Origin of the sequence: Pseudomonas sp. GM79 (genome assembly GCF_000282495.1) — a bacterium.
Classification (GTDB): domain Bacteria; phylum Pseudomonadota; class Gammaproteobacteria; order Pseudomonadales; family Pseudomonadaceae; genus Aquipseudomonas.
Genome location: NZ_AKJE01000036.1, coordinates 1 through 25,913 on the forward strand (window position 1 = coordinate 1; position 25,913 = coordinate 25,913).

General features: G+C 60.5%; 22 protein-coding genes. 6 read left to right on the forward strand and 16 right to left on the reverse strand.

The window, feature by feature from the left end:
- From PMI36_RS18755 to PMI36_RS18715, 9 genes are all read right to left on the reverse strand, one after another.
- Window positions 1-280 (reverse strand): Gfo/Idh/MocA family oxidoreductase (locus PMI36_RS18755; protein ID WP_008070645.1); only part of this gene is annotated, 280 nt, incomplete at its 3' end.
- A 153-nt stretch (window positions 281-433) separates the two neighbouring features.
- On the reverse strand, window positions 434-1,294 hold the full coding sequence (locus PMI36_RS18750; protein ID WP_008070646.1) for a sugar phosphate isomerase/epimerase family protein: 861 nt from the start codon (window positions 1,292-1,294) through the stop codon (window positions 434-436).
- Between the two features lie 148 nt (window positions 1,295-1,442).
- Complete coding sequence (locus PMI36_RS18745) at window positions 1,443-2,468, reverse strand: Gfo/Idh/MocA family protein (RefSeq protein WP_008070647.1); 1,026 nt, start codon at window positions 2,466-2,468, stop codon at window positions 1,443-1,445.
- Between the two features lie 32 nt (window positions 2,469-2,500).
- A complete protein-coding gene (gene iolD / locus PMI36_RS18740) occupies window positions 2,501-4,432 on the reverse strand; it encodes a 3D-(3,5/4)-trihydroxycyclohexane-1,2-dione acylhydrolase (decyclizing) (RefSeq protein ID WP_008070648.1) in 1,932 nt (643 codons plus the stop codon).
- Between the two features lie 151 nt (window positions 4,433-4,583).
- The gene (locus tag PMI36_RS18735; protein WP_007897185.1) at window positions 4,584-5,405 is read right to left on the reverse strand and encodes a TIM barrel protein; all 822 of its coding nucleotides are present in this window, start codon (window positions 5,403-5,405) and stop codon (window positions 4,584-4,586) included.
- 26 nt (window positions 5,406-5,431) lie between these two features.
- Window positions 5,432-6,934 (reverse strand): CoA-acylating methylmalonate-semialdehyde dehydrogenase, encoded by a 1,503-nt coding sequence (locus PMI36_RS18730; protein ID WP_008070650.1) that lies wholly within the window; start codon window positions 6,932-6,934, stop codon window positions 5,432-5,434.
- Between the two features lie 44 nt (window positions 6,935-6,978).
- On the reverse strand, window positions 6,979-7,788 hold the full coding sequence (gene iolB / locus PMI36_RS18725) for a 5-deoxy-glucuronate isomerase (protein ID WP_008070652.1): 810 nt from the start codon (window positions 7,786-7,788) through the stop codon (window positions 6,979-6,981).
- On the reverse strand, window positions 7,788-8,678 hold the full coding sequence (gene iolE / locus PMI36_RS18720) for a myo-inosose-2 dehydratase (protein WP_008070653.1): 891 nt from the start codon (window positions 8,676-8,678) through the stop codon (window positions 7,788-7,790). Before iolE ends, iolB begins: the two co-directional genes overlap by 1 nt.
- Window positions 8,679-8,880: 202 nt before the next feature.
- Window positions 8,881-10,818 (reverse strand): bifunctional 5-dehydro-2-deoxygluconokinase/5-dehydro-2-deoxyphosphogluconate aldolase, encoded by a 1,938-nt coding sequence (locus PMI36_RS18715; RefSeq protein ID WP_008070655.1) that lies wholly within the window; start codon window positions 10,816-10,818, stop codon window positions 8,881-8,883.
- Window positions 10,819-11,129: 311 nt separating this feature from the next.
- Here PMI36_RS18715 and PMI36_RS18710 point away from each other — a divergent pair, with 311 nt between their 5' ends.
- Together PMI36_RS18710 and PMI36_RS18705 are read left to right on the forward strand one after the other, a co-directional pair.
- Window positions 11,130-12,050: a MurR/RpiR family transcriptional regulator gene (locus PMI36_RS18710; protein ID WP_007907898.1), complete on the forward strand. Its 921-nt coding sequence runs from the start codon at window positions 11,130-11,132 to the stop codon at window positions 12,048-12,050.
- Between the two features lie 88 nt (window positions 12,051-12,138).
- The gene (locus PMI36_RS18705) at window positions 12,139-12,750 is read left to right on the forward strand and encodes a glutathione S-transferase family protein (RefSeq protein ID WP_008070657.1); all 612 of its coding nucleotides are present in this window, start codon (window positions 12,139-12,141) and stop codon (window positions 12,748-12,750) included.
- A 115-nt stretch (window positions 12,751-12,865) separates the two neighbouring features.
- On the opposite strand, the gene hcnC is transcribed toward PMI36_RS18705, so the two are convergent.
- From hcnC to PMI36_RS18680, 5 genes are all read right to left on the reverse strand, one after another.
- Entirely contained in the window at window positions 12,866-14,125 is a 1,260-nt protein-coding gene (gene hcnC, locus PMI36_RS18700) for a cyanide-forming glycine dehydrogenase subunit HcnC (RefSeq protein WP_008070658.1), read from the reverse strand.
- Window positions 14,118-15,527 (reverse strand): cyanide-forming glycine dehydrogenase subunit HcnB, encoded by a 1,410-nt coding sequence (gene hcnB / locus PMI36_RS18695; protein WP_008070661.1) that lies wholly within the window; start codon window positions 15,525-15,527, stop codon window positions 14,118-14,120. The genes hcnC and hcnB overlap by 8 nt, the downstream gene beginning before the upstream one ends.
- On the reverse strand, window positions 15,524-15,838 hold the full coding sequence (locus PMI36_RS18690; RefSeq protein ID WP_008070675.1) for a (2Fe-2S)-binding protein: 315 nt from the start codon (window positions 15,836-15,838) through the stop codon (window positions 15,524-15,526). Before PMI36_RS18690 ends, hcnB begins: the two co-directional genes overlap by 4 nt.
- 529 nt (window positions 15,839-16,367) lie before the next feature.
- Window positions 16,368-17,318 carry a hypothetical protein gene (locus PMI36_RS18685; RefSeq protein WP_008070677.1) on the reverse strand — a complete coding sequence of 317 codons (951 nt, stop codon included), beginning with the start codon at window positions 17,316-17,318 and terminating at the stop codon, window positions 16,368-16,370.
- Window positions 17,319-17,500: 182 nt separating this feature from the next.
- Window positions 17,501-17,824 (reverse strand): hypothetical protein, encoded by a 324-nt coding sequence (locus tag PMI36_RS18680; protein ID WP_032830288.1) that lies wholly within the window; start codon window positions 17,822-17,824, stop codon window positions 17,501-17,503.
- Window positions 17,825-17,985: 161 nt separating this feature from the next.
- Here PMI36_RS18680 and PMI36_RS18675 point away from each other — a divergent pair, with 161 nt between their 5' ends.
- Window positions 17,986-18,669 (forward strand): response regulator transcription factor, encoded by a 684-nt coding sequence (locus PMI36_RS18675; protein ID WP_007907911.1) that lies wholly within the window; start codon window positions 17,986-17,988, stop codon window positions 18,667-18,669.
- Window positions 18,647-20,041, forward strand: coding sequence for a sensor histidine kinase (locus PMI36_RS18670; protein WP_008070679.1), 1,395 nt, complete (start codon window positions 18,647-18,649; stop codon window positions 20,039-20,041). Before PMI36_RS18675 ends, PMI36_RS18670 begins: the two co-directional genes overlap by 23 nt.
- A 147-nt stretch (window positions 20,042-20,188) precedes the next feature.
- Here the strand turns inward: PMI36_RS18670 and PMI36_RS18665 are convergent, their stop codons facing one another.
- Together PMI36_RS18665 and PMI36_RS18660 are read right to left on the reverse strand one after the other, a co-directional pair.
- Window positions 20,189-20,695 (reverse strand): DinB family protein, encoded by a 507-nt coding sequence (locus PMI36_RS18665; protein WP_008070680.1) that lies wholly within the window; start codon window positions 20,693-20,695, stop codon window positions 20,189-20,191.
- A gap of 235 nt (window positions 20,696-20,930) precedes the next feature.
- Window positions 20,931-22,040 (reverse strand): NAD(P)/FAD-dependent oxidoreductase, encoded by a 1,110-nt coding sequence (locus PMI36_RS18660; protein WP_032830292.1) that lies wholly within the window; start codon window positions 22,038-22,040, stop codon window positions 20,931-20,933.
- Window positions 22,041-22,551: 511 nt separating this feature from the next.
- Between PMI36_RS18660 and PMI36_RS18655 the strand changes: the two genes are divergently transcribed.
- Entirely contained in the window at window positions 22,552-22,845 is a 294-nt protein-coding gene (locus tag PMI36_RS18655) for a hypothetical protein (RefSeq protein ID WP_008070682.1), read from the forward strand.
- A 299-nt stretch (window positions 22,846-23,144) separates the two neighbouring features.
- Window positions 23,145-25,865 (forward strand): magnesium-translocating P-type ATPase, encoded by a 2,721-nt coding sequence (gene mgtA / locus PMI36_RS18650; RefSeq protein ID WP_008070685.1) that lies wholly within the window; start codon window positions 23,145-23,147, stop codon window positions 25,863-25,865.
- Window positions 25,866-25,913: the final 48 nt, after the last annotated feature.

Below are 25,913 nucleotides of genomic sequence, written 5' to 3' on the forward strand. Positions count from 1 at the left end.
GCTTGTCGCTGACCACCGCCACTTCGTGTTCGATGGCGTCGAGTACCAGCGCCGGGCGACCTTTGAGCGGCGTGGAAATCACCAGCACATCGACCCCGGCTTCGACCAGTTGGCCGATGCTGTCGAAGGCCGGCACACCGGGATGTTCCGTGGCCAGCAGTTGTCGGCGCTCGGCAGCACGGGTGACCACGCCTACAAAGGTCGCCGCCGGCAAACTGCTGATCAGCGGAGCATGGAAAAACCGGCCGCCATGGCCGTAACCGACAAGTCCGATACGCATGAAAGTATTCTCCTTATAGTTAATTACCGGATGTACACGGACCTTGTGGGAGCGGGCTTGCTCGCGAAGGCGATGTGTCAGGCGATATCAATGTTGAATGTGCCGCCGTCTTCGCGAGCAAGCCCGCTCCCACAGGTTTTGTGTATGCCGTGGTTAACGGCAGAGTTCGCGGGTCACGCGGTCGAGCATCATGCGATTGGACTCGTCCGGCCGGTCTTCCCAGGCGAATACCGAGACGGTAGCGATGCCATCGAACTTGATCTCGCGCAGGGTGCCGAAAAACGCTTCCCAGTCGACCTCGCCCTGGCCGATGTCCAGATGCTGGTGCACGGTGGCGGTGACGCCCGGCGGGTTGACGATGTAGCGCAAGCCCGAGGAAGCCTTGTGGTTGTAGGTGTCGGCGATGATCAGGTGGCTCAGTTTCGAGCCGGCGTACTTGAGCATCGAGGCGATATCACCAACACCGTCGTCATAGAAAAACGTGTGGGGCGCGGCGTAGAGGTAGTTGATCCAGTCCCGGTCCAGACCACGAATGATGTCCACCGACTCGTTGTTGCGCTCGCAGAAATCATAAGGGTGGGCCTGGATATCGAGCTTGATGCCTTCGCGTTCGAACTCGGGGATCAGCTCGTCCATGGAGCGCATGAACTGGTTCTCGCACACCAACGGGTTGTCCGACTGGCCGGTGAACTCGGTGTTGACCAGTTCGCAGTCCATCTCCACGGCAATCTGGATCGCGCGCTTCCAGTTACGCACGGCGGCCACACGCAAACCTTCATCGGCGGCAGCCCAGTGGTACATCGGTAATAAGGAAGAGAGTTTGACCCCGGTGTCGCTCAGGGCTTTGCGAAATTCCTTGATCCGCGCCTTATCAACCCGTGGGGCTTTATAGAACGGCAAGAAGTCTTCCCGGGGCGACAGCTCGATGTGTTCGTAACCGAGCTCGGCAACCTTGTCGACCATCTTGCCCAGGGACAGGTTGCGGTACATGTAGGGATCAAGTGCGATACGCATGTTTTTTTGTTCTCCTTAACCAGAATCTGAACCCAGACACCAACCCTGTGGGAGCGGGCTTGCTCGCGAAGGCGGTCTTTCAGTCAACAAGGATGTTGTCTGACACTCCGCCTTCGCGAGCAAGCCCGCTCCCACATTGGATTTGGGGTTAGCCGTAGAAACGGGGGCGGTCTGGCAGGCCGACTTTTACGATCTGGCCGCTGCTCTGCGCTTCGATGCAGGCATCCGCCGCCACCGCTGCCGCGAAACCATCCCATGCCGACGGCCCGCCGACCTGCCCGGCCCGCACGCCATCGATAAACGCCTGCAATTCGACGTCGTACGCGGCGATGAACCGGTCCTTCCAGTCCATCAAAATTGCATTGGACAGCTTCGCCCCGCTGCGCAATTGAACCTGCGACGGCTCCGGCAGTTTGGCGATGCCGGTCTCCCCCACCACTTCGCACTGGATGTCGTAGCCGTACTGGCAATTGACGAACACTTCCACATCAATGCGCGTGCCCTTGGCGGTTTCCAGCAACACGATCTGCGGGTCTTTCAAATGGGCGTGGGCCTTGCTGGTCTTGCGCGGGAACACCACTTGCACCGACACATAATCGTCGTCGAGTAACCAACGCAACACGTCCAGCTCATGGATCAGCGTGTCGGTGATCGCCATGTCGGTCTTGTAGTTTTCACCCACGGTCGGGTTGCGGTGGGCGCAATGCAGCATCAACGGCTCGCCGATCTGGCCGCTGTCGATCACTGCTTTCAACGCCCGATACCCTTCATCGTATGGGCGCATGAAACCGACCTGCACCAGCCGCTTGCCGTGGGCCACTTCGGCCTCGACGATCTTGCGGCAGCCTTCGGCAGTGACCGCCAGCGGTTTCTCGCAGAACACCGGTTTGCCGGCGGCAATCGCTGCCAGTACAAATTCTTCGTGGCTCGGGCCCCAGGAAGTCACGAGGATCGCGTCGACTTCCGGTGCCTTGATCAGCGCATGACCGTCGGGATAGACCTCGGCAGTCAGTTTCAGATCGGAAACGACCTTGGCCGCTTGCTGCAAATTGATGTCGGTGACCGCGACGACCTGGCTGTTGAGCAAGGTCTGGCTGCAACGACGGATGTGGTCCTGGCCGATGGCCCCGGTGCCGATAACGCCGATCCGCAACGAATTGGAAAGCAAAGACATATAAACACTCCTGTTTGTTCGTTTCAGGGCAATCAGTATTGACGGGCCTTGGCCAGCCGTTCATTGAGGGTCTTGGCCACCGCATCGGTGCGGGCGCTGGTGGAGACTTGCGCCACGCCGACCCGCCACCACGACAGGTATTTGTGAATCATCGTCTTGGGCAGGACCTTGATATCGATCAGCGTCGACACCGTCTGCAACCGCGCATCCGCCAGGGCGTCTTGTAGTTGCTCGACCGTGTTCACTTTGTATGTCTTGCAGCCATAAGCCGCCGCGCTCATGGCGAAATCCACCGGCACGAAACCGCCATCGAGCTTGCCGGTTTCCGGATTGCGAAAACGGAACTCGGTGCCGAAGCTGTCCATGCCGTGTTCCATTTGCAGATTGTTGATGCAGCCGAAGGTCATGTTGTCCAGCAGCACCACGTTGATCTTGCGCCGCTCCTGGATCGAGGTCGCCAGTTCCGAGTGCAGCATCATGTAGGAGCCGTCGCCCACCAGTGCGTAGACCTCGCGCTCAGGCTCGGCGAGCTTCACGCCCAGTGCGGCGTTCACCTCGTAACCCATGCACGAATAACCGTACTCGACGTGGTAAGTGTTCACGCCCTTGCTGCGCCAGCTGCGCTGCAGGTCACCGGGCAAACTGCCAGCGGCGGCGACGATCACGGCGTCATCGGCCAGGGTTTCATTGAGCACGCCAAGCACCCGGCTCTGGGTCAGGCAGGAGCCGGTCAGCTCGATGAATTCGCGCAGCACCGCCGGGTCCATGTGGTCGTTGATTTCCGGGACGAAATCTTTGGCCTGGTATTCGACCTGATAAATGCGATCGACTTCCTCATCCAGTTGCGTCTTGGCCTGACGGGGCTGATCGCCCCAGCTCGAGCGGTAATCACCCAGTACTTCGGCCAGTGCCTGCAGACCGGTTTTGGCGTCCGCCAGCAGTTGCACGCCGTCGAGCTTCAGGGTATCGCAAGGGCTGATATTGAGGTTGAGAAATTGCACGTCCGGGTGCTTGAACAAGGATTTCGACGCGGTGGTGAAATCGCTGTAGCGAGTGCCGACACCGATGATCAAATCAGCGTCCTTGGCCAGCAGGTTCGCCGCCAGGCAACCGGTTTCGCCGATCCCGCCGACGTTCAGCGGATGGCTGGACACCACCGCGCTCTTGCCGGCCTGGGTTTCGGCAAAGGGAATATCGAAGCGCTCGGCGAACGCCTGTAACGCTGCATTGGCGCCGGAGTATTTGACCCCACCGCCGCAAATGATCAGCGGCTTGTGCTTGCCTTTGAACAATGCCACGGCATCGCCCAGCATCGCTTCGGTGGCCGGGCGGCGCTCGATGCGGTGTACGCGTTTTTGCAGGAAGTAATCGGGATAGTCGTACGCCTCGGCCTGCACGTCTTGCGGCAAGGCCAGGGTCACCGCGCCGGTTTCGGCGGGGTCGGTGAGCACGCGCATGGCGTGGATCGCCGCGGTCATTAGTTGCTCGGGACGGTTGATCCGGTCCCAGTATTTGCTCACGGCCTTGAAGGCATCGTTGGTGCTGATGCTCAGATCGTGGAACTGTTCGATCTGTTGCAGCACCGGGTCGGGTTGGCGGCAGGCGTAGACGTCACCGGGCAACAGCAGCAAGGGAATACGGTTGGCAGTGGCCGTCGCGGCAGCGGTCAGCATGTTCGCCGCTCCCGGCCCTACGGATGAAGAGCAGGCGTAGATCTTGCGTCGCAGATGCTGTTTGGCAAAACCGATGGCGGCATGGGCCATGCCTTGCTCATTGCGACCCTGATGCACGATCAGGTCGCCGCTGTCCTGTTCCAGGGCTTGCCCCAGACCCAGCACATTGCCGTGGCCGAAAATGGTAAAGATCCCGGCGACGAATTTGCTCTGAACCCCATCGACCTCGATGTACTGGTTATCGAGGAATTTCACCAGGGCCTGGGCCATGGTCAGTCTTGTTGTGGTCATGCTTGCACCTTTTCTGTATGCAAATCCGATCAATGTGGGAGCGGGCTTGCTCGCGAAGGCGGTGTGTCAGGCGATTTCAATTTTGAATGTGCCGCCGTCTTCGCGAGCAAGCCCGCTCCCACAGTTGATCTCCATCAGTTCAAAAACAGTGTCAGCTCAGGGATTTCTGCAGGTGATCCATGCTCGCGCCGATCGCCGTCTGGATATCCGCCAGGCCATGGACGCTGTCGGCGAACGGTTCGAACGACAGGTAGCCGCTGTAGCCGGTAGCGAGCAAGGTCTCGATCTGCGCCGCGTTGCCGAGGATGTCGCCCTCGCCCACCAGCACCCGGTGGCCGTCGCGGATGGTCGCCAGCGGCGCCTCGGCATCTTCGACGCCGGAGATGTGCACCAGCCCGGTCAGCTCGGGGAAGAACTCATGTTCGCAGGCCAAGTGATGGTGAAAGGTGTCATGCACCAGACGGAACACATCCAGCCCACCGATGGCCTTGATCGCGTCGACCGCCGTGCGTTTGCGCCGCAGTGAGCATTCTTCGAAACCCAGCGGCTCGATGAAACCGAGGATGCCGTGATCACGCAGGATCGGCGCCAGTTCACTCAACGCCGTGCGTAGCCCGGAAGCACGCTGCGCCTCGGTTCGTGGATCGGCACGGTCGTTCAATGGGCACATCACCAAACCCTGCGCGCCACAATCACGGGCATAAGCGGCGAGCTTCAGAGCGTGTGCACGGCGCTCGTCATTCCAGACATCGAACGGATACAGCGCGTTGATCGACAGCACGGTGATGCCTTTGGCCGCGCACAGCTCACGCACATGTTCGGGCGCGGTGCCGTCCTCGATCTCGACACCCTTGAGGTCGTTGCGGATCTCGATGGCGTCGGCCTTGAGGGTCACCGCCAATTCGATGAACGCAGGCAGGGACAAGCGTGGGGCGACCATACGGTTCAGGGCGAAACGCAGAGGTTTGCTCATTTTTTGTTGTTCTCCGCACAAGTGAATTATTTGGCTGTCGGCATGCTGAATTCAGGGCCCTTGGCAATGCTGTCGGGCCAGCGCTGCATCACGCTTTTGTAACGGCTGTAGAAGCGAATGCCTTCTTCGCCATAAGCGTGGTGATCACCGAACAGCGAGCGCTTCCAGCCGCCGAAGGAGTGCCAGGCCATGGGCACTGGAATCGGTACGTTGATGCCGACCATGCCAACCTTGATGTTGCGGGCAAATGAACGGGCGATGCCGCCATCGCTGGTGAAGCAGGACACGCCGTTGCCGAATTCATGGGCATTGATCAGCTCCACGGCGCTGGCGAAATCCGGTACGCGCACGATGCCCAGCACCGGGCCGAAGATCTCTTGCTGATAGATGCTCATCTCGGTCGTGACGTTGTCGAACAGCGTCGCGCCGACGAAGAAACCATTCTCGGCCCCCGGCACCTTGAAGTTGCGCCCGTCGACAATCAGCTGCGCGCCCTGGGCCACGCCTTCGCCGATAAAGCCTTCGACCTTGGCCTTGTGTTCAGCCGTGACCAACGGCCCCATGTCACTGTCGCTCTGCATGCCGTTGCCGACCTTAAGTTGATCGATGCGCGGCAGCAGTTTGGCAATCAGTTGGTCGCCGACATCGCCGACCGCCACGGCAATCGAAATCGCCATGCAGCGCTCACCGGCCGAGCCGTAAGCGGCGCCGATCAATGCATCTGCCGCTTGGTCCAGATCGGCATCGGGCATGACGATCATGTGGTTCTTCGCCCCGCCCAACGCCTGTACGCGTTTGCCGCGCGAGGTCGCTTGCTGGTGGATGTACTCGGCAATCGGTGTCGAGCCGACAAAGGAAATCGCCTCGATGTCCGGGTGTTGCAGCAAGGCGTCGACCGCGGCCTTGTCGCCCTGAACTACGTTGAACACACCGTCCGGCAATCCAGCTTCGGTCAATAATTTCGCCATCAGCAAACTGGCCGACGGGTCGCGTTCAGACGGTTTGAGGATGAAGCAGTTACCGGTGACCAGCGCCAGCGGGATCATCCACAGCGGCACCATCACCGGGAAGTTGAATGGAGTAACGCCGGCACACACGCCCAGCGGCTGGCGCAGGTTCCAGTTGTCGATGCCACCGCCGATGTTGTCACTGAAATCGGTTTTCAGCAGGTTCGGCGCACCACAGGCGTACTCGACGATTTCGATGCCACGCGTCACTTCGCCCTTGGCGTCCGAGAACACCTTGCCGTGTTCGCGGCTGATGATTTCCGCCAGTTCATTGTGATGGCGGTCGAGCAGTTCCTTGAATTTGAACATCACCCGCGAACGGCGCAGGGACGATTGCTCGGACCACGCCGGAAACGCCTTCAGGGCCGAGGCGACGGCTTCGTCCACGGTCTTCTGGCTGGCCAGCCCGACCCGCGCCTGAACCGCGCCGGTGGCCGGGTTGAAGACATTGCTGAAGCGCTCGTTGCCGTTGTCTTGCACCTGACCGTCGATGTAATGGCCTAAAACCTGGGCGTCGCTCATTGTTCTTGTTCTCCCTTCGAATGTTGAAATTCAGGCTTTTTAGTTCAGAGCTCAAGCAGCCAACTGTGCTGCGGATCGTTGTGGAACTGCCAGACGCGTTTCGGCCCGGCCATCACGTTCAGGTAATACGACTCGTAGCCGTAGGGCACGCTGACCGGGTGATAGCCCTTGGGCACGACCACCAGGTCGCTGTTTTCCACGGCCATGGCCTGGTCGATGCTGCGATCGTCGGTGTACACCCGCTGGAACACGAAGCCTTGGGGCGGATTGATCTGGTGGTAATAGGTTTCTTCAAGAAAGCTCTGGTGCGGCAGATCGTCGGTGTCGTGCTTGTGCGGCGGGTAGCTCGACGAATGCCCGGACGGCGTACGCACTTCCACCACCAGCAGCGAATGGGCTGGCTCGGTGTCTGGCAGAATGTCGCAGACGTAACGGGTGTTGGCGCCCTTGCCACGCACGCTGCGTTTCATGCTGTCGGGTTGGATCAGCCGTGGGCTGTGATTTTCGGCGGTCGAACCGGGCGCGGCGCAGACGGCGATCTGCACGTCGCTGAGCGCAACCACTTGCGCCTGACTGTCCGGTGGCAAGTACGCGGCGAACGGTGATTTGTCTTCGAACACCGACTGGCGATCGCCGATGTTGTCCCAGTCGAACGCGCCCTGCCCCGGTGCTTCGCCCTTGATGCTGACCCGACCGCTGAGCAGCACCAGACACAGTTCCTTGTCACCGGTGCTGACTGGCAAGGTCTCGCCCAGGCTCAAGCGATAAGCGGCGAAGCCGACGTATTCCAGCTCACCTTTGCCCAGCTCGACCATGGTCCGGCCGCGGGCATTGCTTTTGACCAAAAGGCTCATCACTTAATCCTCTCGTCGAGCAGCGCACGCAGCGTGTCGTAGCCTTTTTTGGCGTAGACGTAACTCGGCGCCACCGCTGGATCCTGCTCGGCCTCGACCACCAGCCAGCCGTGGTAATCGGCACCCAGCAGGACGTCGAGCAGGGTGCCAAAATCGATATCGCCATCGCCGGGCACGGTGAACGTGCCATTGATGATGCAGTCCGGGAAGCTCCACAGGTTGTTGCGCGCCAGTTGCACCACCGGTTTGCGCACGTCCTTGAAATGCACGTGGCAGATGCGTTCGATGTGTTTGCGCAACACCTGCAAGGGTTCACCGCCGCCCATGTAGCAGTGGCCCGAATCGAACAGCAGGCCGACTTCGCTGCCGGTCAATGCCATCAGTTTGTCGATGTCGGCCGGGGACTCGACGTAGGCGCCCATGTGATGGTGATATGCCAGGCGCACGCCTTGGGACAGGGTGAAGCGTGCCAGTTCGGTGAGTTTGTCGGCGTATTCCTGCCAGGCCTGCTCGGTGTGAAAACGCGGGCGCTCGACCAGTGGAATGCGCTGGCCTTGAATGGAGTCGGCGACTTCGCCATAGACCAGCACCTTGGCGCCGTTCTTCGCCAGTAGCTCGACATGGCTGGCGATGGCGTCGATTTCCTCGGCCACGGAACGGCGGGCCAGACGGCTGGAATACCAGCCGGACACCAGTGCCAGATCGTAGGGCCGCAGCACGTCGCCGACGCCTTTGGCATCTTTGGGGAATTTACCGTTGAGTTCGAAGCCTTCGTAGCCGATGTCCTTGCCTTCGCTGAGGGCGGTGCTCAACGGCGTCTCGCCACCGAGGGACGGCAAGTCGTCGTTGCTCCAGGAGATCGGGTTGATGCCAATTCGGATAGCGGGCATGGCTGCACCTTTTATTGTTTTTACTAAAATGTTCAACCGATCACATGTGGCGAGGGAGCTTGCTCCCGCTCGGCTGCGAAGCAGTCGCAAACCTGTGAATGCGGTTTACCTGATGCACCGGGCTGGTTGATTTGGGACTGCTTCGCAGTCCAGCGGGAGCAAGCTCCCTCGCCACAAAAGCCCCATCAATCAGCTAATTTGTTCAGGCCCGGGCCGTGCGCCAGGCGTCGATCAATTCGACGAACGTGCCCTGCACCTGGCGGATCAGCGTTTCGTCGTCGATTTCACCGGCCATCCACGCGCGGCTCGGCTCCTGGAAAATCGTCCGGCCTACGGCGAAACCACGGCAGGTCTGGCTCTGGCTGGCCTGCTGAAACCCTTCGGCCAACGCCGCCGCCGGTGCATTCAAGCCCAGCAGCACCACGCCACGGCAATACGGATCGCGTTCCTGAATCAGCTCGTCGAGTTGTTTCCATTCCTCGGCGCTTTGCGCTTCGATCTTCCACCACGCCGGGTAGATGCCCAGGTTGTAGAGGCGTTTCAGCGCGCGATACAGCACGTCCGGATGCTGTGATGGGTGATCCTTGGGCGGAATAATCTCCAGCAGCAGTTCATGACCGCTGACTTGCGACGCCTGATACAGACCCTTGATCTGCGCTTCCTGCTCCAGACGCAGCAGCGGCTCGTCGTCGGGATGAAATTGCACCAGGCACTTGATGATTTGTTCCTGCGGCCAGGCGATCAGGTTGCTGCCGATCGAGCGACCGTGCTCGAACGCCAATGGCCGCGACCCCTGCACTTCCACCGGCCGTGCCACCCACCAGCCGCGACCGGTGGCGGCGTTCAGCGCGTCCTGACCGAAACGTTGATCGGCCAGCAAGCCGACGTCGGCGTCGACGCCCTGCTCACGCAAATCCGCTTCGACCCGCTCCACGGCTTTGATAAAGAGTTGTTTGAGTTCGCCAATGCTGCTCAGGTCGCGCCCGCCCTTGTGGGCCAGTTCCACCAGTTGCCCGCGATGATCGAAGGCAAAGATGAACAGCTGCTTCCACTGTTTGCGCGGCACACTGACCTGATGCAGACGCTGCAACACGGCGTCCTGATCCGGCCGGGTGATCGGCACCGGGCTGTTGAATAGATAGTCGAGTTCGGCGCGGGTCGGCATCGCCGGGGCGCAGGCGTGGCGCGACACCACCAACCCGCCGCAGGCATTGGCCAACTGGCAGCAGCGCTCGTCGCTGGCGTCCTCCAACCAACCGCTGAGGAAACCCGACATGAAGGCATCGCCGGCCCCCAGCACATTCAGCACTTCGACGCGCACGCCGGGATAGATTGCGCCGTCTTCCAGACGCGCCGGAATCGCTCCGTGAATCACCGTGCAGCCTTGCGGGCCGAGCTTGACCACCAACGTCGCCGCGCTCAGGCGCCGGACGTTTTGCAATGCAGTGAGCAAATCCTCGGAGCCCCCGGCAATCAGGAATTCTTCTTCAGTACCGACGATCAGGTCGAAGCGCGGGAGGATTTTCTGCACGTGCTGGCTGACATTCTGGTCGGCGACGAACCGGGTTTCGCCGTCCGCCTTGCCGGCCAGGCCCCAGAGCACCGGGCGATAGTCGATGTCCAGCACCCGTTTGACGTTGTGCTTCTCGGCATACTCCAGGGCCTGGATGCTCGCCTTGTAGACGCCGTCGGTGGAGAAATGGGTGCCGGTAATCAGCAGGGCTTTGCTGGAAGCAATGAAGGCTTCGTTGATGTCTTCGGCGCGCAACGCCATGTCGGCGCAGTTTTCGCGGTAGAACACCAAGGGAAAGGTTTCGCGGTCCTTGAGGCCCAGCAGGACCATGGCGGTCAGGCGTTGCGGATCGACCTTGATGCCGCTGACGTCGCAGCCTTCGCGGGTCAGCGATTCAACGAGGAAGCGACCCATGTGGTCGTCCCCTACCCGGCTCAGCATCGCCGATTTCAGTCCCAGCCGAGCGGTGCCGAAGGCGATGTTGGCGGACGAACCGCCGAGGTATTTGGCGAAGCTGCTTACATCCTCCAGCCGCGCTCCGACTTGCTGCGCATAGAGGTCGACGCCTAGGCGCCCCAGGCAAATCAGATCCAATTGACGCCCACTGGCAAAACGAGTCTGGCCCATGCTGGCTCCTGTTATTTTTATCAGCCTGCGTTCGGGGCGATGAAGGCGCCGAACGCTCTTGGTGGATGCAGACTAAAACGACCGGGACCGAACAATCAATAATTATTCTAAATATTTTTTACGTGGAATATTTTTTCCAATAAACTTTTACACAAGCGTTCCAGACACAGTGCATCGTTTCAGCAGACCCCAAGGCGGGCGCAAGCTCAAGATTTTATTCCGGCCTACCCTGTAGACTGCGCACAGCCAACCTATTGTCAGGGGATGACGCGCCCCGTCATCTCTATAAGCACAAGCCAGAAGGATTCCTTATGTCCCGCACCGATCAGCCGGCTACGACCGAGAGCACGCCCGACAGCGATCTCGCCAGCCCTCCGATCAATGCCGAGCGTTTGTTGCAGCTGATCACCGATGAATACGAAAGCCTGCCGCGCCAGCTCAAACGCATCGCCAGCTACATGAGCCAGCAGAGCGACCGGATCATGGTCGACCGCATCAGCGACATCGCCCGCGAATGCGAAGTACACCCATCGGCCATCGTGCGGTTTTCCCAGCGTTTCGGGTTCAGCGGTTTCAGCGAAATGCAGGCGCTGTTTCGCGAGGCCTACACCCACAAGACCACGCCGGTGCAGAATTACCAGCAACGCATCCGCAGCATGATCGCCAACAAATCGCAGAAGGCCAGTGGCGGCGACCTGGCGCGCGAATGCATCAACGCCACCTTGTCGGGCATCGAGCGGCTGGGGCTGGAACTCGATGACCAAGCCTTCGACAAGGCCGTGGACCTGGTGGTGAATGCCGACAACATCTACGTGGTCGGGGTGCGCCGCTCGTTCGCGGTGGCCGATTACCTGGTCTACAACCTGCAACACACCAACAAGCGCATCCACCTGGTGTCGGGTCTGGGCGGCAGTTACCGCGAGCAGATGCGCAGCGTGCGCGCCAATGATCTGGTGATCGCCATCAGCTTCACGCCCTACGGCAAGGAAACCCAGCACTGCCTGCGTATTGCCCAGCACCATCAGGCGAAAACCCTGATCATCACCGACAGCAACCTTTCACCTTTGGCCAAGCGCGCCAACACCGTGCTGCTGGTCAACGAAGGCAGTTCGTTTGCCTTCCGTTCGTTGAGTGCGACCTTGTGCCTGTGCCAGGCGCTGTTTATCGCCGTGGCTTATAGACTGGAATTGAAGGTCGATGAGATTCATGAGCAGGTAGGTTTTGAGGATTAGCCTCCGAGGATAAGCGCGAGGCCGTTTGCAGGTCGCTGAACCTCAGCTAAGGTTGTCCATCCCCCAAGGACCGTCGAGGAGAGGCTCAATGAAACTGATCGGCATGCTGGATTCGCCCTACGTGCGGCGCGTCGCCATTTCCGCCAAATGCCTGGGCATACCGCTGGAGCACAAGTCGGTTTCGGTGTTCAGAAACTTCGAGCAGTTCCAGCAGATCAACCCGGTGGTGAAGGCGCCGACCCTGGTGCTGGATGACGGTGAGGTGTTGATGGATTCGACGCTGATCATCGATTACCTGGAGGCTCTGGCCGCGCCGGGTAAAAGCCTGATACCCAACGATCTGCAGCAACGCTTGCGCTCGCTACGGCTGATCGGCCTGGCGTTGGCGGCATGTGAGAAATCGGTGCAGCTTTACTACGAACGTAACCTGCGGCCAGCGGAAATTCAGTACGCGCCCTGGGTGGAACGGGTCGAAGGGCAATTGGCCGCGGCGTATTCGGCGCTGGAGCGGGAGTTGGAAAAACAGCCACTGAAGACCGACGGTTCGATTGCGCAGGACGGAATTACCCTGGCGGTGGCCTGGAGTTTTACCAACCTGGTGGTGCCGGATCAGGTGGAAGCCACGCGGTTTGCGCGGATCAGCGCGTTCACGGAGTATGCCGAGGGGCTTGAGGTGTTTGTCGGTACGCCGATCGATTGAGATTCTTTGCGCCAGTTCCGAAGCCTTCGCGGGCAAGCCTCGCTCCTACAGGTAATCAGTGTTCGCATGATCGGCGCAGAACCTGTAGGAGCGAGGCTTGCCCGCGAAGGCGTCCTCAAGTCATTTCCATTTCCTTCGGTTCAACCTGCGCTGCCCCTGCAAACCGATCCGCCAGAAACGGTGTGATGTCCAGCGGCAACGGCTCGTTGTTCACCAGTTTGTCCAGCAACACGCCGGTGATCGCCGACGTCAGGATGCCGGTGCGGAAATGTCCGCAGGCATTCAGGTAACCCTCCACCCCTTTCATCGGCCCGAGAATCGGCAGTTCGTCCGGCGAGCCTGGACGCAACCCGGCCCAGCAGCGTTTCAGGCTGATGTCGGCCAGTGCCGGAATACAACGCAGCGCCCCTTGCACCAGGCCGCTGATTTCCGGGTAGGTGGTGGTCACGTCGAAACCCTTGTCTTCGGTGGTACTGCCGATCAGGATTTCGCCGTTGTCTTTCTGCGCCACGTAACAGTCGCTGGTGGTCAGGCAACCGTGCAGGATCTTCGGCATGCGCTCGGTCAGCAGGATCTGGCCCTTCACCGGGTTCACCGGAATGCGAATGCCGGTGGCCTGCTCGCTGAGATCGGCGGCCCAGGCACCGGCGGCGTTGATCAGCGTATCGCAATGGAACACTCCAGCCTCGGCGGTCTGCACGCCGCTGACCCGCGAGCCGTGGTGCAACACGCCGGTGACGTTGGTGTTGAAATACAGATCCACACCGTTCTGCCGCGCGCCTTCGGTGTAGGCATCGGCCAGGCGGAACGGGCTGACCTGATGGTCGCAGAGAAACTCCAGCGCCCCCCTCGCCTCATGGCTGACACTCGGTTCGGCTTCGCGCAATGCTGCTTGATCGAGCCAGCGCACCTGATCCGCGAGGTGCGGAATGCAAGCGACGATGTGCTCGGCGTAGAGCCGGTCTTCGTCGTCGTAGATCACGAACTTCAATCCGGTCTTTTCGAACTTGAAATCCATCCCGTGATTCTCCTGCAACTCCCGATGCAGGTCCGGGTACATCGCGTTGGACTGCAAGGCGAAATCGAAGAACGACTGCGGCAGGATGTGCGGTGTGCTGGAATCCACCGCTACGGCGGCACCCTGGGCTTCGCGCTTGCGATTGGCCGACATCATGCGAAAGAAGATCACCCCGCACCCCAGGCCTACCGACTCGCCGATCGCCCAGAGGCCGCCGGCCGACGCACGGGTCGCGTTGCCCGGACGCTTGGCGTCGATCAGCGCGACTTTCAGGTGTTTGCGCTTGGACAATTGATAGGCGCAGGACGCCCCGATTGCTCCGCCGCCGGCGATGACCACGTCGTAGAACTTACTCATGGCTTGCGGCCTCCGTGCCGACAGACTGGAACGCGGAAAAAGGAATCGGGTCGACGGGAAAACGCGGTCGCAACCAGCCCACGTCTTGCCGGCCGGTGGCTTCGCGCAACCGGTCGGTGCAATACCCTACACACATGCGCCCCTGACAATCGCCCATGCTCACACGGGTGCGCATTTTCAGGCTGGCCAGGTCTTGCACGCCCTGCTCCAGCGCCCGATCGATGTCGGCGCGGGTCGCGTGTTCACAGCGGCAGATCACCGTGTCGGCGGCCGGCAGTGCGGTCTGCCCGGCGCCGCGTTCGGTATAGCGGTCGACGGCGGCGCGAAAGCGCACGATGGACTTGAGTTTCGACAAGTAACGGTCGCGCCGGACAAGCGCCAGTTCCAGGTCCAGCACATTGCGTTGCAGCAGGATCGACACCGCCGCGATCCGTCCCGCGAGCATGGCCGCCTCGCCACCGCGAATCCCGCCCATGTCACCGGCCAGGTGCACGTGGGGCTCGCTGCTTTGCTGCCAGACATTGGCGCTGGCCCGCAGATAGCCGTCGGCGCTGAAACCGTGATTCAGGCCCATTTGCTGACTGAGTTGGGTGCGGGGAATGAAGCCGTAACCGATCGCCAGGGTCTGCGCGGCAACCTGCTCGGCGCGACTCAGGTCTGGAACCCAAGTGCTGGAGTACGGCGCGACGGTCACCGAGTTCAATTCACCCTCGCCCTGTGCCTCGACCACGCCCCAGCCATAGTGCATGGGAATGCCGTGCAGTTTCAGGTACGCGAGCATGCTCAAGCCATCGAGAAACAGCTGTGGCTTGTTCAACAGCGCAAGGCTTTCCCGAGCGATTTTGCCGAACGCGCACGCCTCGTAAACCCCGGCGACACTCACCCCGGACGTGTGCAGTTGGCAGGCCACCAGCGGCAACAACGGACCGGTGCCCGCGATCACCACCGGTCCTTGCGGTTTAACGACGCCGCTCTTGATTTGCAGTTGCAGACCACCCAATAGAATCACGCCGGGCAAGGTCCAGCCGGGAAATGGCACGCTGCGTTCATGGCAACCGGCAGCCAACAGCAACTGCGAATACTCGATCTCCTGCAAGCGCTCGTCAGCGTCCAGCAGCACCAGTGCGCGAGTGCCTTCAGCACCCACCACGCGATGGTTCAGGCGCACGTCGATCAGGCCCGACTGCTCCCGGAAATCTCCATGCAGCTTGGCCAGCGCTTCTGAATAGCGCGGCCCCAGATAGTCCAGCTGGACGCCATCACGCAACGGTCCGCGATAAACCACACCGCCGAGCCGCGAGGCTTCTTCCAGCAAGGTACACCGCACCCCATGCCGGGCCAGTTCAATGGCCGCCGCCATGCCCGCCGGCCCGCCGCCGACGATTACCGGATGCAGGCTCATAGCACCTCCTGCCCGGTGATGCGGTTGACCCGGGTTTCGACGTCCATGCCCTCACGCACGATCGTCTGGCAGGCGCGACGTTTGTGTCGGCCATTGATTCTCACCAGGCAGCATTGGCATACGCCCATGCCGCAATAGGCACCGCTGACTTGATCGTGATCGTTGCGGGCCACTTGGCGTATGCCCAGTGATTGAATGACCGTCAGGACGGTTTCGCCGATGGCGGCGTTGACGGTTTGGCCATTGATGCGCACGGTCATGTCCGCCTGCATCAGCGGCTGGATATCGAAGGTTCTGTCTTGGCGTTGCATCGCGAAGTTCATCCTTGAAAAGTTCAGGTAAGGGTTGTTCAGCTCCATGCTGCACTTACACCCTGCCGGCCAACCGGACAGCGCAATCGTTGCGCGCTGAAGTACTGTAGCCAATGCCGCAGGAGGGTCTGGATTTTTTATGTTAGGGAATATCGCCGAAGGAAATATTGATCCAGGCCAGTGAAAGCGTGTCCTTTCATCCTGAGTGACTGGCAGACCGCTTTCGCGATGCAAGCCCGCTCCCACAGGGGTTATGGGGAGGGCACCAATTTTCTGAACACCATGGACTAAATGTGGGAGCGGGCTTGCTCGCGAAGGCGGCGTGTCAGGCAACATCGTCGTTGCCTGACAGAATGCCTTCATCGAATCGCTACCGGAGCCCAAAAGCAAAACGCCGCTTCTACCTGAAGTAGAAGCGGCGCAAGCAAGTGCCTCGAAGGGCTCACGTCAGCAAGGCAATCAGAATGATGATCGGGATCGGTACACCAAGAAGGAACAGCAATATAGAGCGCATGAGGGTTCTCCTGGGTTAGCGAACAGGTGGCAGCGTCGTGGTTGTGGTGGTGGTCACGTAGGCATCGGTTTCCAGATACTCCACGGCATCCCGACGACGACCGCCGAAGATCGCGGCGAGGCTGGCAAAAAATGCACCGGCCAGTAGCGCGACGAACATCCACAACGCAGTCAACGCTGCGGCTTTGGCCGCGGTGTCAGCCGCTTGTTGCGCGGCCAGTTTGGCGTCGGCGACGGCTTTTTGGGTGCGGGCATAGACTTCATCGACACGACGTTCGGCGTCCGCTTGAGTGAGGTTGGTCCGCTGGGCGACCAGTTGTGCCAGGTAGGTCCGATCCTCGGGTGCCAATTGACCGTCGTTACGCAGGCTGCGCGCGAAGATCCGGGTGACGGTGCCATTGACGGCGTCCTCGCTGACAGCGACGGGCCTATCATCGCGAAACAGGCTGTCGACGAAGTAACCGTAAGGGTCACCGTCGGTATTACCGACCGCGCTACCGGCAGCCTGGGTCATCGCGCTGGCGGCACCGCCGGCGACCGTTGCCCCGGCCTGCACGCCGCCGCTGACGATGTTGCTGACCGAGCCGACCACCAGGGTCGCGGTCACCAGCGTCGCGATACACCAGGCCAGGAAGCCATGGGCGGTGTCACGGAAGTAGACCTCATCACCGTGCAGGTAGGCCCACCTCACCCGCAGGCGACCGGCGATGTAGCCGCCGAGTCCGGATGCCACGATCTGGGTAAAGGCCAGCCAGACAATCGTCGAGATACCCAGGCTTTTGGCGCTGACGCCTTCATGGGCCCACGGCGAAACCGCCGAAAAACCCAGGCCAAAACCAAGCAGTACGAGAATCAGCGACAACGCCGCAGCCGCCGCGGCCCCGGCGAAGATAGCGGCCCAGGACACGCCCGAGAGCGTGCTGAACTCATCTGCGACAGGATAAAAACCATCAGAGGATCTGTTCATTGTTGTAGTGCTCCAGGCAGGTATTACAACTCGTCAAACGAGCAATTGCAGTCAACGTGCCAGACGCACTATTTAAATAAATCTTTCTATTTCAAATAGTTGAAAACAATGAACTTCTCAGGGTCATGCAGTTTGCAAGGAGCCGGCCATATCGGCGGGTTTTATGCATTGCGCTAAATGAATTACTTGCGCTTGTAGCTCTTGTTGCCGCTGGGCGTCAGGCAATACACCCCGCCTCTTGGCCCGGTGCAAAACGTGCCGGTGCCGCAGGCGCAGCCATCGGAATCCTGCAGCAGCGTCTGCGGTCGCGCTTGGTCTTTACCGCCAAACATCGCCGAGCAACTTTTCTTCGAACCACTGATGGAGCCGTCATTGCATAGAAACAGATCGCCGTCGCAACGATCGATGCCGCCCTTCTTCCCCGAACATGGCGTGTTGGCAGCCCAGGCAGATGAGCCGAACATGCACAACAACAGCAAAAACATCGGCATCCAGCCACGAACCATTAAAGTGCGCACAGTGCAGCTTCCCTTTAGAGTTATGGCCGGATGATATCAACGTTCCAGCCAGGCTCACGAGGCAACATGAAAGTTAATTTAAAAAGCCGCGCGTAATTCTTGGCAAAATGAGCCCCACTTCGTATTGAACCGATTATCAGGCAAGCCCTATGACCCGCATCTTGACCATCGAAGACGACGCTGTGACCGCCCGGGAAATCGTCGCCGAACTGAGTAGCCACGGCCTCGACGTGGATTGGGTCGACAATGGCCGCGAGGGTCTTGCGCGCGCGGTCAGCGGCGACTACGACCTGATCACCCTCGATCGCATGCTGCCGGAGCTCGATGGCCTGGCGATTGTCACCACCCTGCGCACCCTGGGCGTGGCCACGCCGATCCTGATGATCAGCGCCCTCTCCGATGTCGATGAACGGGTTCGCGGCCTGCGCGCCGGGGGCGATGATTACCTGACCAAACCGTTCGCCACCGATGAAATGGCCGCCCGGGTCGAAGTCTTGCTGCGCCGGCAGAACACCGTGACCGCCCAGGCCACCACATTGCGCGTGGCCGATCTGGAGCTGAACCTGATCAGCCACGAGGCCAGCCGCGACAGCCAGTTGCTGACGCTGCTGCCCACCGAGTACAAGTTGCTGGAATTTCTGATGCGTAACACCGGGCAGATTCTGTCGCGGATGATGATTTTCGAAGAGGTCTGGGGTTATCACTTCGACCCCGGCACCAACCTGATCGACGTGCACATCGGCCGTCTGCGCAAAAAGATCGACCCGCCAGGCAAAGTCCCACTGATTCGGACGGTGCGAGGCTCGGGTTATGTCATTGCTGAACCCCTCTAAAGGCTGGCGCTCCTCCAGCAGCCGCTTGCTGGCGCTCTACAGTTCGCTGTTCGTGGCCTGGAGCGGGATTCTCATGGGCGTCATGTACTACGAGGTGTCCAGTTACCTGGACACCCTGGCCAAACATTCGCTGATGCAACGTCAGCATCTGTTTTCCCGATTCCAGGGCGCGCAACTGGAGGACGCCCTCGCCGCCAGTGTGACCTTCGACGTTCGCGGCATCGATGCCTATGGCTTGTTCGATGACCAGCGGCGCCACCTCAGCGGGCCCTTGCGCCAGATCCCCCAAGGCCTGCCGCTGGACGGCAAGATTCACATCCTCAGCGACTGCGTCGATGCCGACGACCCGACCCTGCCCGCCGACAGTTGCGATGCCTCGGCGACCCGGACCCTGGACGGGCGCTGGCTGGTATTGGTGCGGGACAACGGTTCGTTGTTTGCCGTGACCCGGATCATCCTCCACGCGCTGCTGTGGGGCGTATCGCTGACCATTCTGCCCGGCATCGCCGGCTGGCACTTATTGCGACGGCGCCCGCTGCGACGGATCCGGGCGATCCAGGCCAGCGCCGAAGCCATCGTCGCCGGCGACTTGACCCGACGCCTGCCGCTGTCCAGCCGCCGTGACGAGCTGGACATGCTCGCCGCCATCGTCAACGCCATGCTTGAACGCATCGAGCGCTTGATGAACGAGGTCAAGGGCGTGTGCGACAACATCGCCCATGACCTGCGCACACCGCTGACGCGCCTGCGGGCGCAGCTGTACCGGATTCAGCAGCAGGCCGATGACGGTTCGACGCTGGCCGTGCAACTGGATTCCGTGCTCGGCGAGGCCGATACCTTGATGGCGCGTTTTCGTGGACTGTTGCGGATTTCCGAGCTGGAGGATCGCCAGCGCCGTTCGGGTTTCGTGCAACTGGACCCGGTGCCGTTGCTGCAAGAGCTGCATGACTTTTATCTGCCGCTGGCCGAAGAAGACGAACTGACCTTTGATCTGCAACTGCCCGAATCCCTGCCCCGACTCAATGGCGACCGGGCGCTGCTGTTCGAAGCCGTGGCGAATTTGCTGAGCAACTCGATCAAGTTCACGCCGCCGGGTGGCAAGGTGATTTTGCGTGGGGTGAATGACGCCGGGCATACAAGAATCGAAGTACTCGACTCCGGCCCCGGCATTGCGCTGGCCGAACGTGAGGCGGTGTTTCAGCGCTTCTATCGCGCCGAGGGCGGTAACCCACAAAGCGGATTCGGGCTGGGCCTGTCGATCGTCGCGGCGATTGTCAGCCTGCACGGTTTTACGCTGGAAGTCGGCAGCAGCGAACTGGGTGGCGCGCTGTTGGTACTTGATTGCCGACAGAGTTTGATTCCTCAGGCCTGACACCATCGCCATCACAAAGAAGATCCAATGTGGGAGCGGGCTTGCTCGCGAAAGCGGTGTATCAGTCGACATCACTGTTGAATGTCAGACCGCCTTCGCGAGCAAGCCCGCTCCCACAGGGGATTTGCTTGGGCAGGGGAACTCAATTCAATACCCCGGAACCTCGCGCAGAAACACCGGCAGATCAGTGATCGGCGGCAGGGCCGGAATCTCGACGTACATCTGGACCACCCAGCCTCGGTGATAACTGGCGTGGTTGACCACATGCAACAGCATCGCGCCGGCGCTCATGACCCCGCTTTCCCCCGCGACGGAGGTGAATTCGATGGGTTGATCCAGCGAATCGTCGGTCTGGGCCGCACTCCATCCACAGAACCATTGATCGATCTCCTGTTGCGCCATTCGCAGCTCGGGGAGTTCGGTATGGAGCAGGTCATGTGAGGTTTTGAAGTCGTGCCCTCTGCCCTCCAGGTGGGCTTGCCAGATGCAGTCCACCACGTAGATATGGTTCAAGGTGCCGATGATGTTGTTGAACACCGACACCCGTTTGCGGTTGAGCTCTTCCGGTGGCAGCGCCATGAGGCTGTCAAAGAGTCGCTGATCGGCCCAGTGCCTGTAATCGGCGAGCATGCGGGCAGTGCGTACGTTGATCATCAGAGGTCTCCCATGAGGATGGGCGCATTGCCAAGAATAGCCCTCGCGGTGAATGGCATCGCAGACACTGATAACCGGCACCTTCACGACGACCTGTGTAGCAGCTGGCGCCAGGTGGGAGCGGGCTTGCTCGCGAATACGGGCTGCCAGTCGACAATGATGCTGCCTGACACACCGCTTTCGCGAGCAAGCCCGCTCCCACATTGGGCCAGCGGCTACAGGATTTCGTCGCGAATCAAATCAGGATCAGACGCTGCACCACCCGCTCGGCCAGCGCCAGGCAACTGGTCAGCCCCGGAGATTCGATGCCGAACAGGTTGACCAACCCCGGCACGCCATGCACATCCGGGCCGCTGATGATGAAGTCTGCGGCCGGTTCGCTCGGGCCGCTGATTTTCGGGCGAATGCCACTATAGGCCGGTTGCAGGCTGTTATCGGGCAACGCCGGCCAGTAGCGCCGGATCGCCTGATAGAAACCTTCGCTACGACGGGGATCGACGCGGTAATCGACGTGCTCGACCCATTCAACATCCGGCCCGAAACGCGCCTGACCGCCCAGGTCCAGGGTCATGTGCACGCCCAGCCCGGCGCTTTCCGGTGCAGGGTAAACCAGATGCCGGAACGGCGCCCGGCCACTGAAACTGAAGTAACTGCCCTTGCACAGCCAGGCCTTGGGAACGTGCTGCGCGGGCAAGCCTTCGATCCGGCTCGCCACGTCAGGCGCGGACAATCCCGCGCAATTGATCAACTGACGACAGCTCAACGTCATCGGCTGAGCCCCACCCAGGTGCAGCTCGAAACCGTGCTCGGTGCAACGGGCCGATTCCAATGGCGTGTGAAAGGCTATCGAAGCACCGCACGCTTCAGCATCTGCCTGAAGCGCCAGCATCAGGGCATGGGAATCGACGATGCCGGTGGACGGCGACCAGAGCGCGGCAACGCAGGACAACGCCGGCTCAAGCGCCTGCGCCTGCCCGGCATCCAGCCATTGCAGGTCATCGACACCGTTGCGCCGGCCCTGCTCCAGCAACGCCTGCAAGGCAAGGCGCTGACGGTCATCGGTGGCCACGATCAGCTTGCCGAGACGCTGGTAATCGACGCCGCGCTCATCGCAGAAGGCGTACAGACGTTGCCTGCCCTCCACGCACAATTGCGCCTTGAGACTGCCGCTCGGGTAATAGATGCCAGCGTGGATCACTTCCGAATTGCGCGAACTGATGCCCACGCCAATCCCCTCGCCCGCCTCGACCAGAATCACTTCTCGCCCGATCCGCGCCAGGGCCCTGGCCACCGCCAGCCCGACCACACCGGCCCCGACCACCACGCATTCGATATCGACGCTCACCTGCCCTCCACCCATTCCATCCAGCCCTCGCTCCCGATAATCGATCAGGCTGAAGAAAATCACCAGCCATGACGATTGCTTGCCGAAGGCTGCGATCTTTTGATCTTCGGCGGCCGCCGAAATACCAAAGATCAAAAGATCGCAGCCTTCGGCAGCTCCTGCGTTCCATCCAACAGCCATCAAAACGGCAATTAACTGTCAATTAGCTGAACCACTACTCACTTCAATAACCGAATCCCGTTTAACCGGCAATCAAGTGCACTTTTACGATTGACTTCACCCGCCTCGCTCAGTAAATTGCCCGGGCCGATAACACCGGCCTTTTATCAACTCACAAAAGAATCCAATGGACACAGTATCTAGTCGCTGTCGGATGACTGCAGATATGCAGGATCTGGCACATAACCCAGACAATGACGGGACTCGACTTTTCGGTCGGGTGAGCTGCGCTAGAGCCTGAGGCTCCACCGTAACTTGCCTCACCGGAATCAGTCCGGCCCAGAGGCATGTTATGAACTTCAAAACCACTGTAATGCCAGGCGTACGCGCCTTTGCATCGACCATGCGGGTCAAGCTTTGCCGTGAGCGTCTGTTGACGGCCCGGCCCAGCGCCCCGTTTTCCGCCCCTCCTGCCCACGCCAAGGCACAACCTCGTGCCAACTGGCGCGTCTGCCCGACGACGGGCCGGCTTCAGCAACGCTGGAGCTTCGACGAAAGCCAGGACCCACCGAGTCGGCGCATCGCGCGCCTTTTCCAGCAGGCGAGCCTGATGCTCGGCCTGTACGTTGGGCGCACTTTCAATTGATTTGAAGGCGCTTTTGATTTTAAGGAGCGTCCAAAGTCCTTCCTGAACGGTTTTCTTAAAACGAAATCCGACAACTTCTTATTGCCTGCTAAAAACAAAATTTATTGGAATTAGTTATGGACGAAGCCAGTAGTCGGTTCGCTGCCTGTCACGTGTTAGTTGATGGACAGCGAACGTTAAAACATCAAAACACAATCATCCGACTCGATCGCATATTTGCGGCTCGACATACGTGCGCTCGTCTTTGATTAGCTGAGTACCTGTGTGTCGTGCCGCAAGACTGCGGCAGGAGCACAGCAATGACCCTAGTAAACACCACAAAGAAAACCACCCGCGGCGCCTCCAGCGACAACGCCAAGCTGTCGATGCGTGCCGCCCGGGAAGCGCAAAACGGCCTGGCCGTCACCCTCACCAACCTCAACGCCACCGCTGACGGTTTGACCGAACTCGAAGCCGAAGGCCGTCTGGCGCGTGGAGGCCACAACGAAGTCGCCCACGACAAGCCGCCTCACGCCATCGTCCAACTGCTCAAAGCCCTGAACAATCCCTTCATCTACGTGCTGCTGACCTTGGCCGGTATCAGCTTCTTCACCGACTACTGGCTGCCGATCAGCCAGGGTGAAGGCGACGACGCCGATCTGACCAAGGTCATTATCATCATGACCATGGTCAGCCTGAGCAGCCTGCTGCGGTTCTGGCAGGAATACCGTTCGGCCAAGTCTGCCGAAACCCTCAAGGCCATGGTGCGCACCACTGCCACCGTCCTGCGTCGCCCACAAAAGGACCGCCCGCCAGTGCTGCGCGAAGTGCCGATGCGCGAACTGGTGGCCGGCGACATCGTGCAACTCAGCGCTGGCGACATGATCCCGGCGGACATCCGTCTGATCGAATCCCGCGACCTGTTCATCAGCCAGGCCGTGCTGACTGGCGAAGCCTTGCCGGTCGAGAAGTACGACACACTGGGGGACGTGGCGCAGAAGTCAGCGACCGGCAGCGCGACCGATCAGTCCAACCTGCTCGACCTGTCGAACATCTGCTTCATGGGCACCAACGTGGTCAGCGGCACCGCCAAAGCGGTGGTGGTCGCTACCGGTTCGCGCACCTACTTCGGCTCGCTGGCCAAAGCCATTGTCGGCTCACGGGTGCAAACCGCGTTCGACCGTGGGGTGAACAGTGTCAGCTGGTTGTTGATCCGTTTCATGCTGGTCATGGTGCCGATCGTGTTCCTGCTCAACGGTTTCTCCAAAGGTGACTGGAGCGATGCATTCCTGTTTGCACTGGCAGTGGCGGTCGGCCTGACCCCGGAAATGCTGCCGATGATTGTCAGCGCCAACCTGGCCAAAGGCGCCATGGCCATGGCCAAGCGCAAAGTGGTGGTCAAGCGCCTTAATGCGATCCAGAACTTCGGTTCGATGGACGTGCTGTGCACCGACAAGACCGGCACTCTGACCCAGGACAAGATCATTCTTGAGCACCATGTCGACATCAATGGCCAGCGCGACGATTCGCTGCTGGAACTGGCCTGGCTCAACAGCCATCACCAGAGCGGCCTGAAAAACCTGATGGATCAGGCGGTGGTGCAGTTCGCCAACCGCAATGCGACATTCCGCGTGCCGTTCGCCTACAGCAAGGTCGATGAATTGCCGTTCGACTTCGTGCGTCGGCGCCTGTCGATCATCGTCAAGGACAGCCGCGACGATCACCTGATGGTGTGCAAAGGGGCGGTCGAGGAAATGCTGGCCATCGCCAGCCACGTCAATGAAAACGGCACGGTCGTGGCGTTGGATGATCAACGTCGCCAGGCGCTGCTGGCCCTGGCCAACGAGTACAACCAGGACGGCTTCCGGGTGCTGTTGGTCGCCACCCGTGAGATCCCGAAGGCACAGGCGAAAAACCAGTACGCAACCACTGACGAACGCGAACTGGTGATTCGCGGCTTCCTGACCTTCCTCGATCCACCGAAGGAAACCGCCGGCCCGGCAATCGCCGCGCTGCGTGATATGGGCGTGACTGTCAAAGTGCTGACCGGCGACAACGCCGTGGTGACCTGCAAGATCTGCCGCGAAGTCGGCCTGGAGCCCGGCACACCGCTGCTCGGCCAAGACATCGAGAAGATGGACGACGCCACCCTCCAGACGCGGGTCGAGGAACGCACGGTGTTCGCCAAGCTCACCCCGCTGCAGAAATCCCGGGTGCTCAAGGCGTTGCAGGCCAACGGTCACACCGTGGGTTTCCTCGGTGACGGCATCAACGACGCCCCTGCCCTGCGCGATGCCGACGTCGGCATTTCGGTGGACAGCGGCACCGACATCGCCAAGGAATCGGCTGACATCATCCTCCTGGAAAAGAGCCTGATGGTGCTCGAAGAAGGCGTGCTCAAGGGCCGCGAAACCTTCGGCAATATCATGAAGTACCTGAACATGACCGCCAGCTCCAACTTCGGCAACGTGTTCTCGGTACTGGTGGCCAGTGCGTTCATTCCGTTCCTGCCGATGCTGTCGATCCACTTGCTGCTGCAAAACCTCATGTACGACCTCTCTCAGCTGGCGCTGCCGTGGGACAAGATGGACAAGGAATTCCTGCGCAAGCCGCGCAAGTGGGATGCGAAGAACATCGGCCGTTTCATGCTGTGGATCGGGCCGACCTCATCGGTCTTCGACATCACCACCTTCGCGGTGATGTGGTACGTGTTCGCCGCCAACAGCGTGGAAATGCAGAGCCTGTTCCAGTCCGGCTGGTTCATTGAAGGGTTGCTGTCCCAGACCCTGGTGGTGCACATGCTGCGCACCCAGAAAATCCCGTTCTTCCAGAGCACCGCCGCCTTGCCGGTGATCCTGATGACCGGGCTGGTGATGGTGCTGGGCATCTACATTCCGTTCTCGCCACTGGGCACGCTGGTCGGTCTGCAACCGCTGCCGTGGGCGTACTTCCCATGGCTGGTGGGCACCTTGCTCAGCTACTGCGTGTTCGCGCAGGTCATGAAAACCCTCTACATCCGGCGCTTCAAGCAATGGTTCTGATGGTGTAAGCCCCCGAAGCGAGGGGGCAAACCCAAATGACTTGAACAC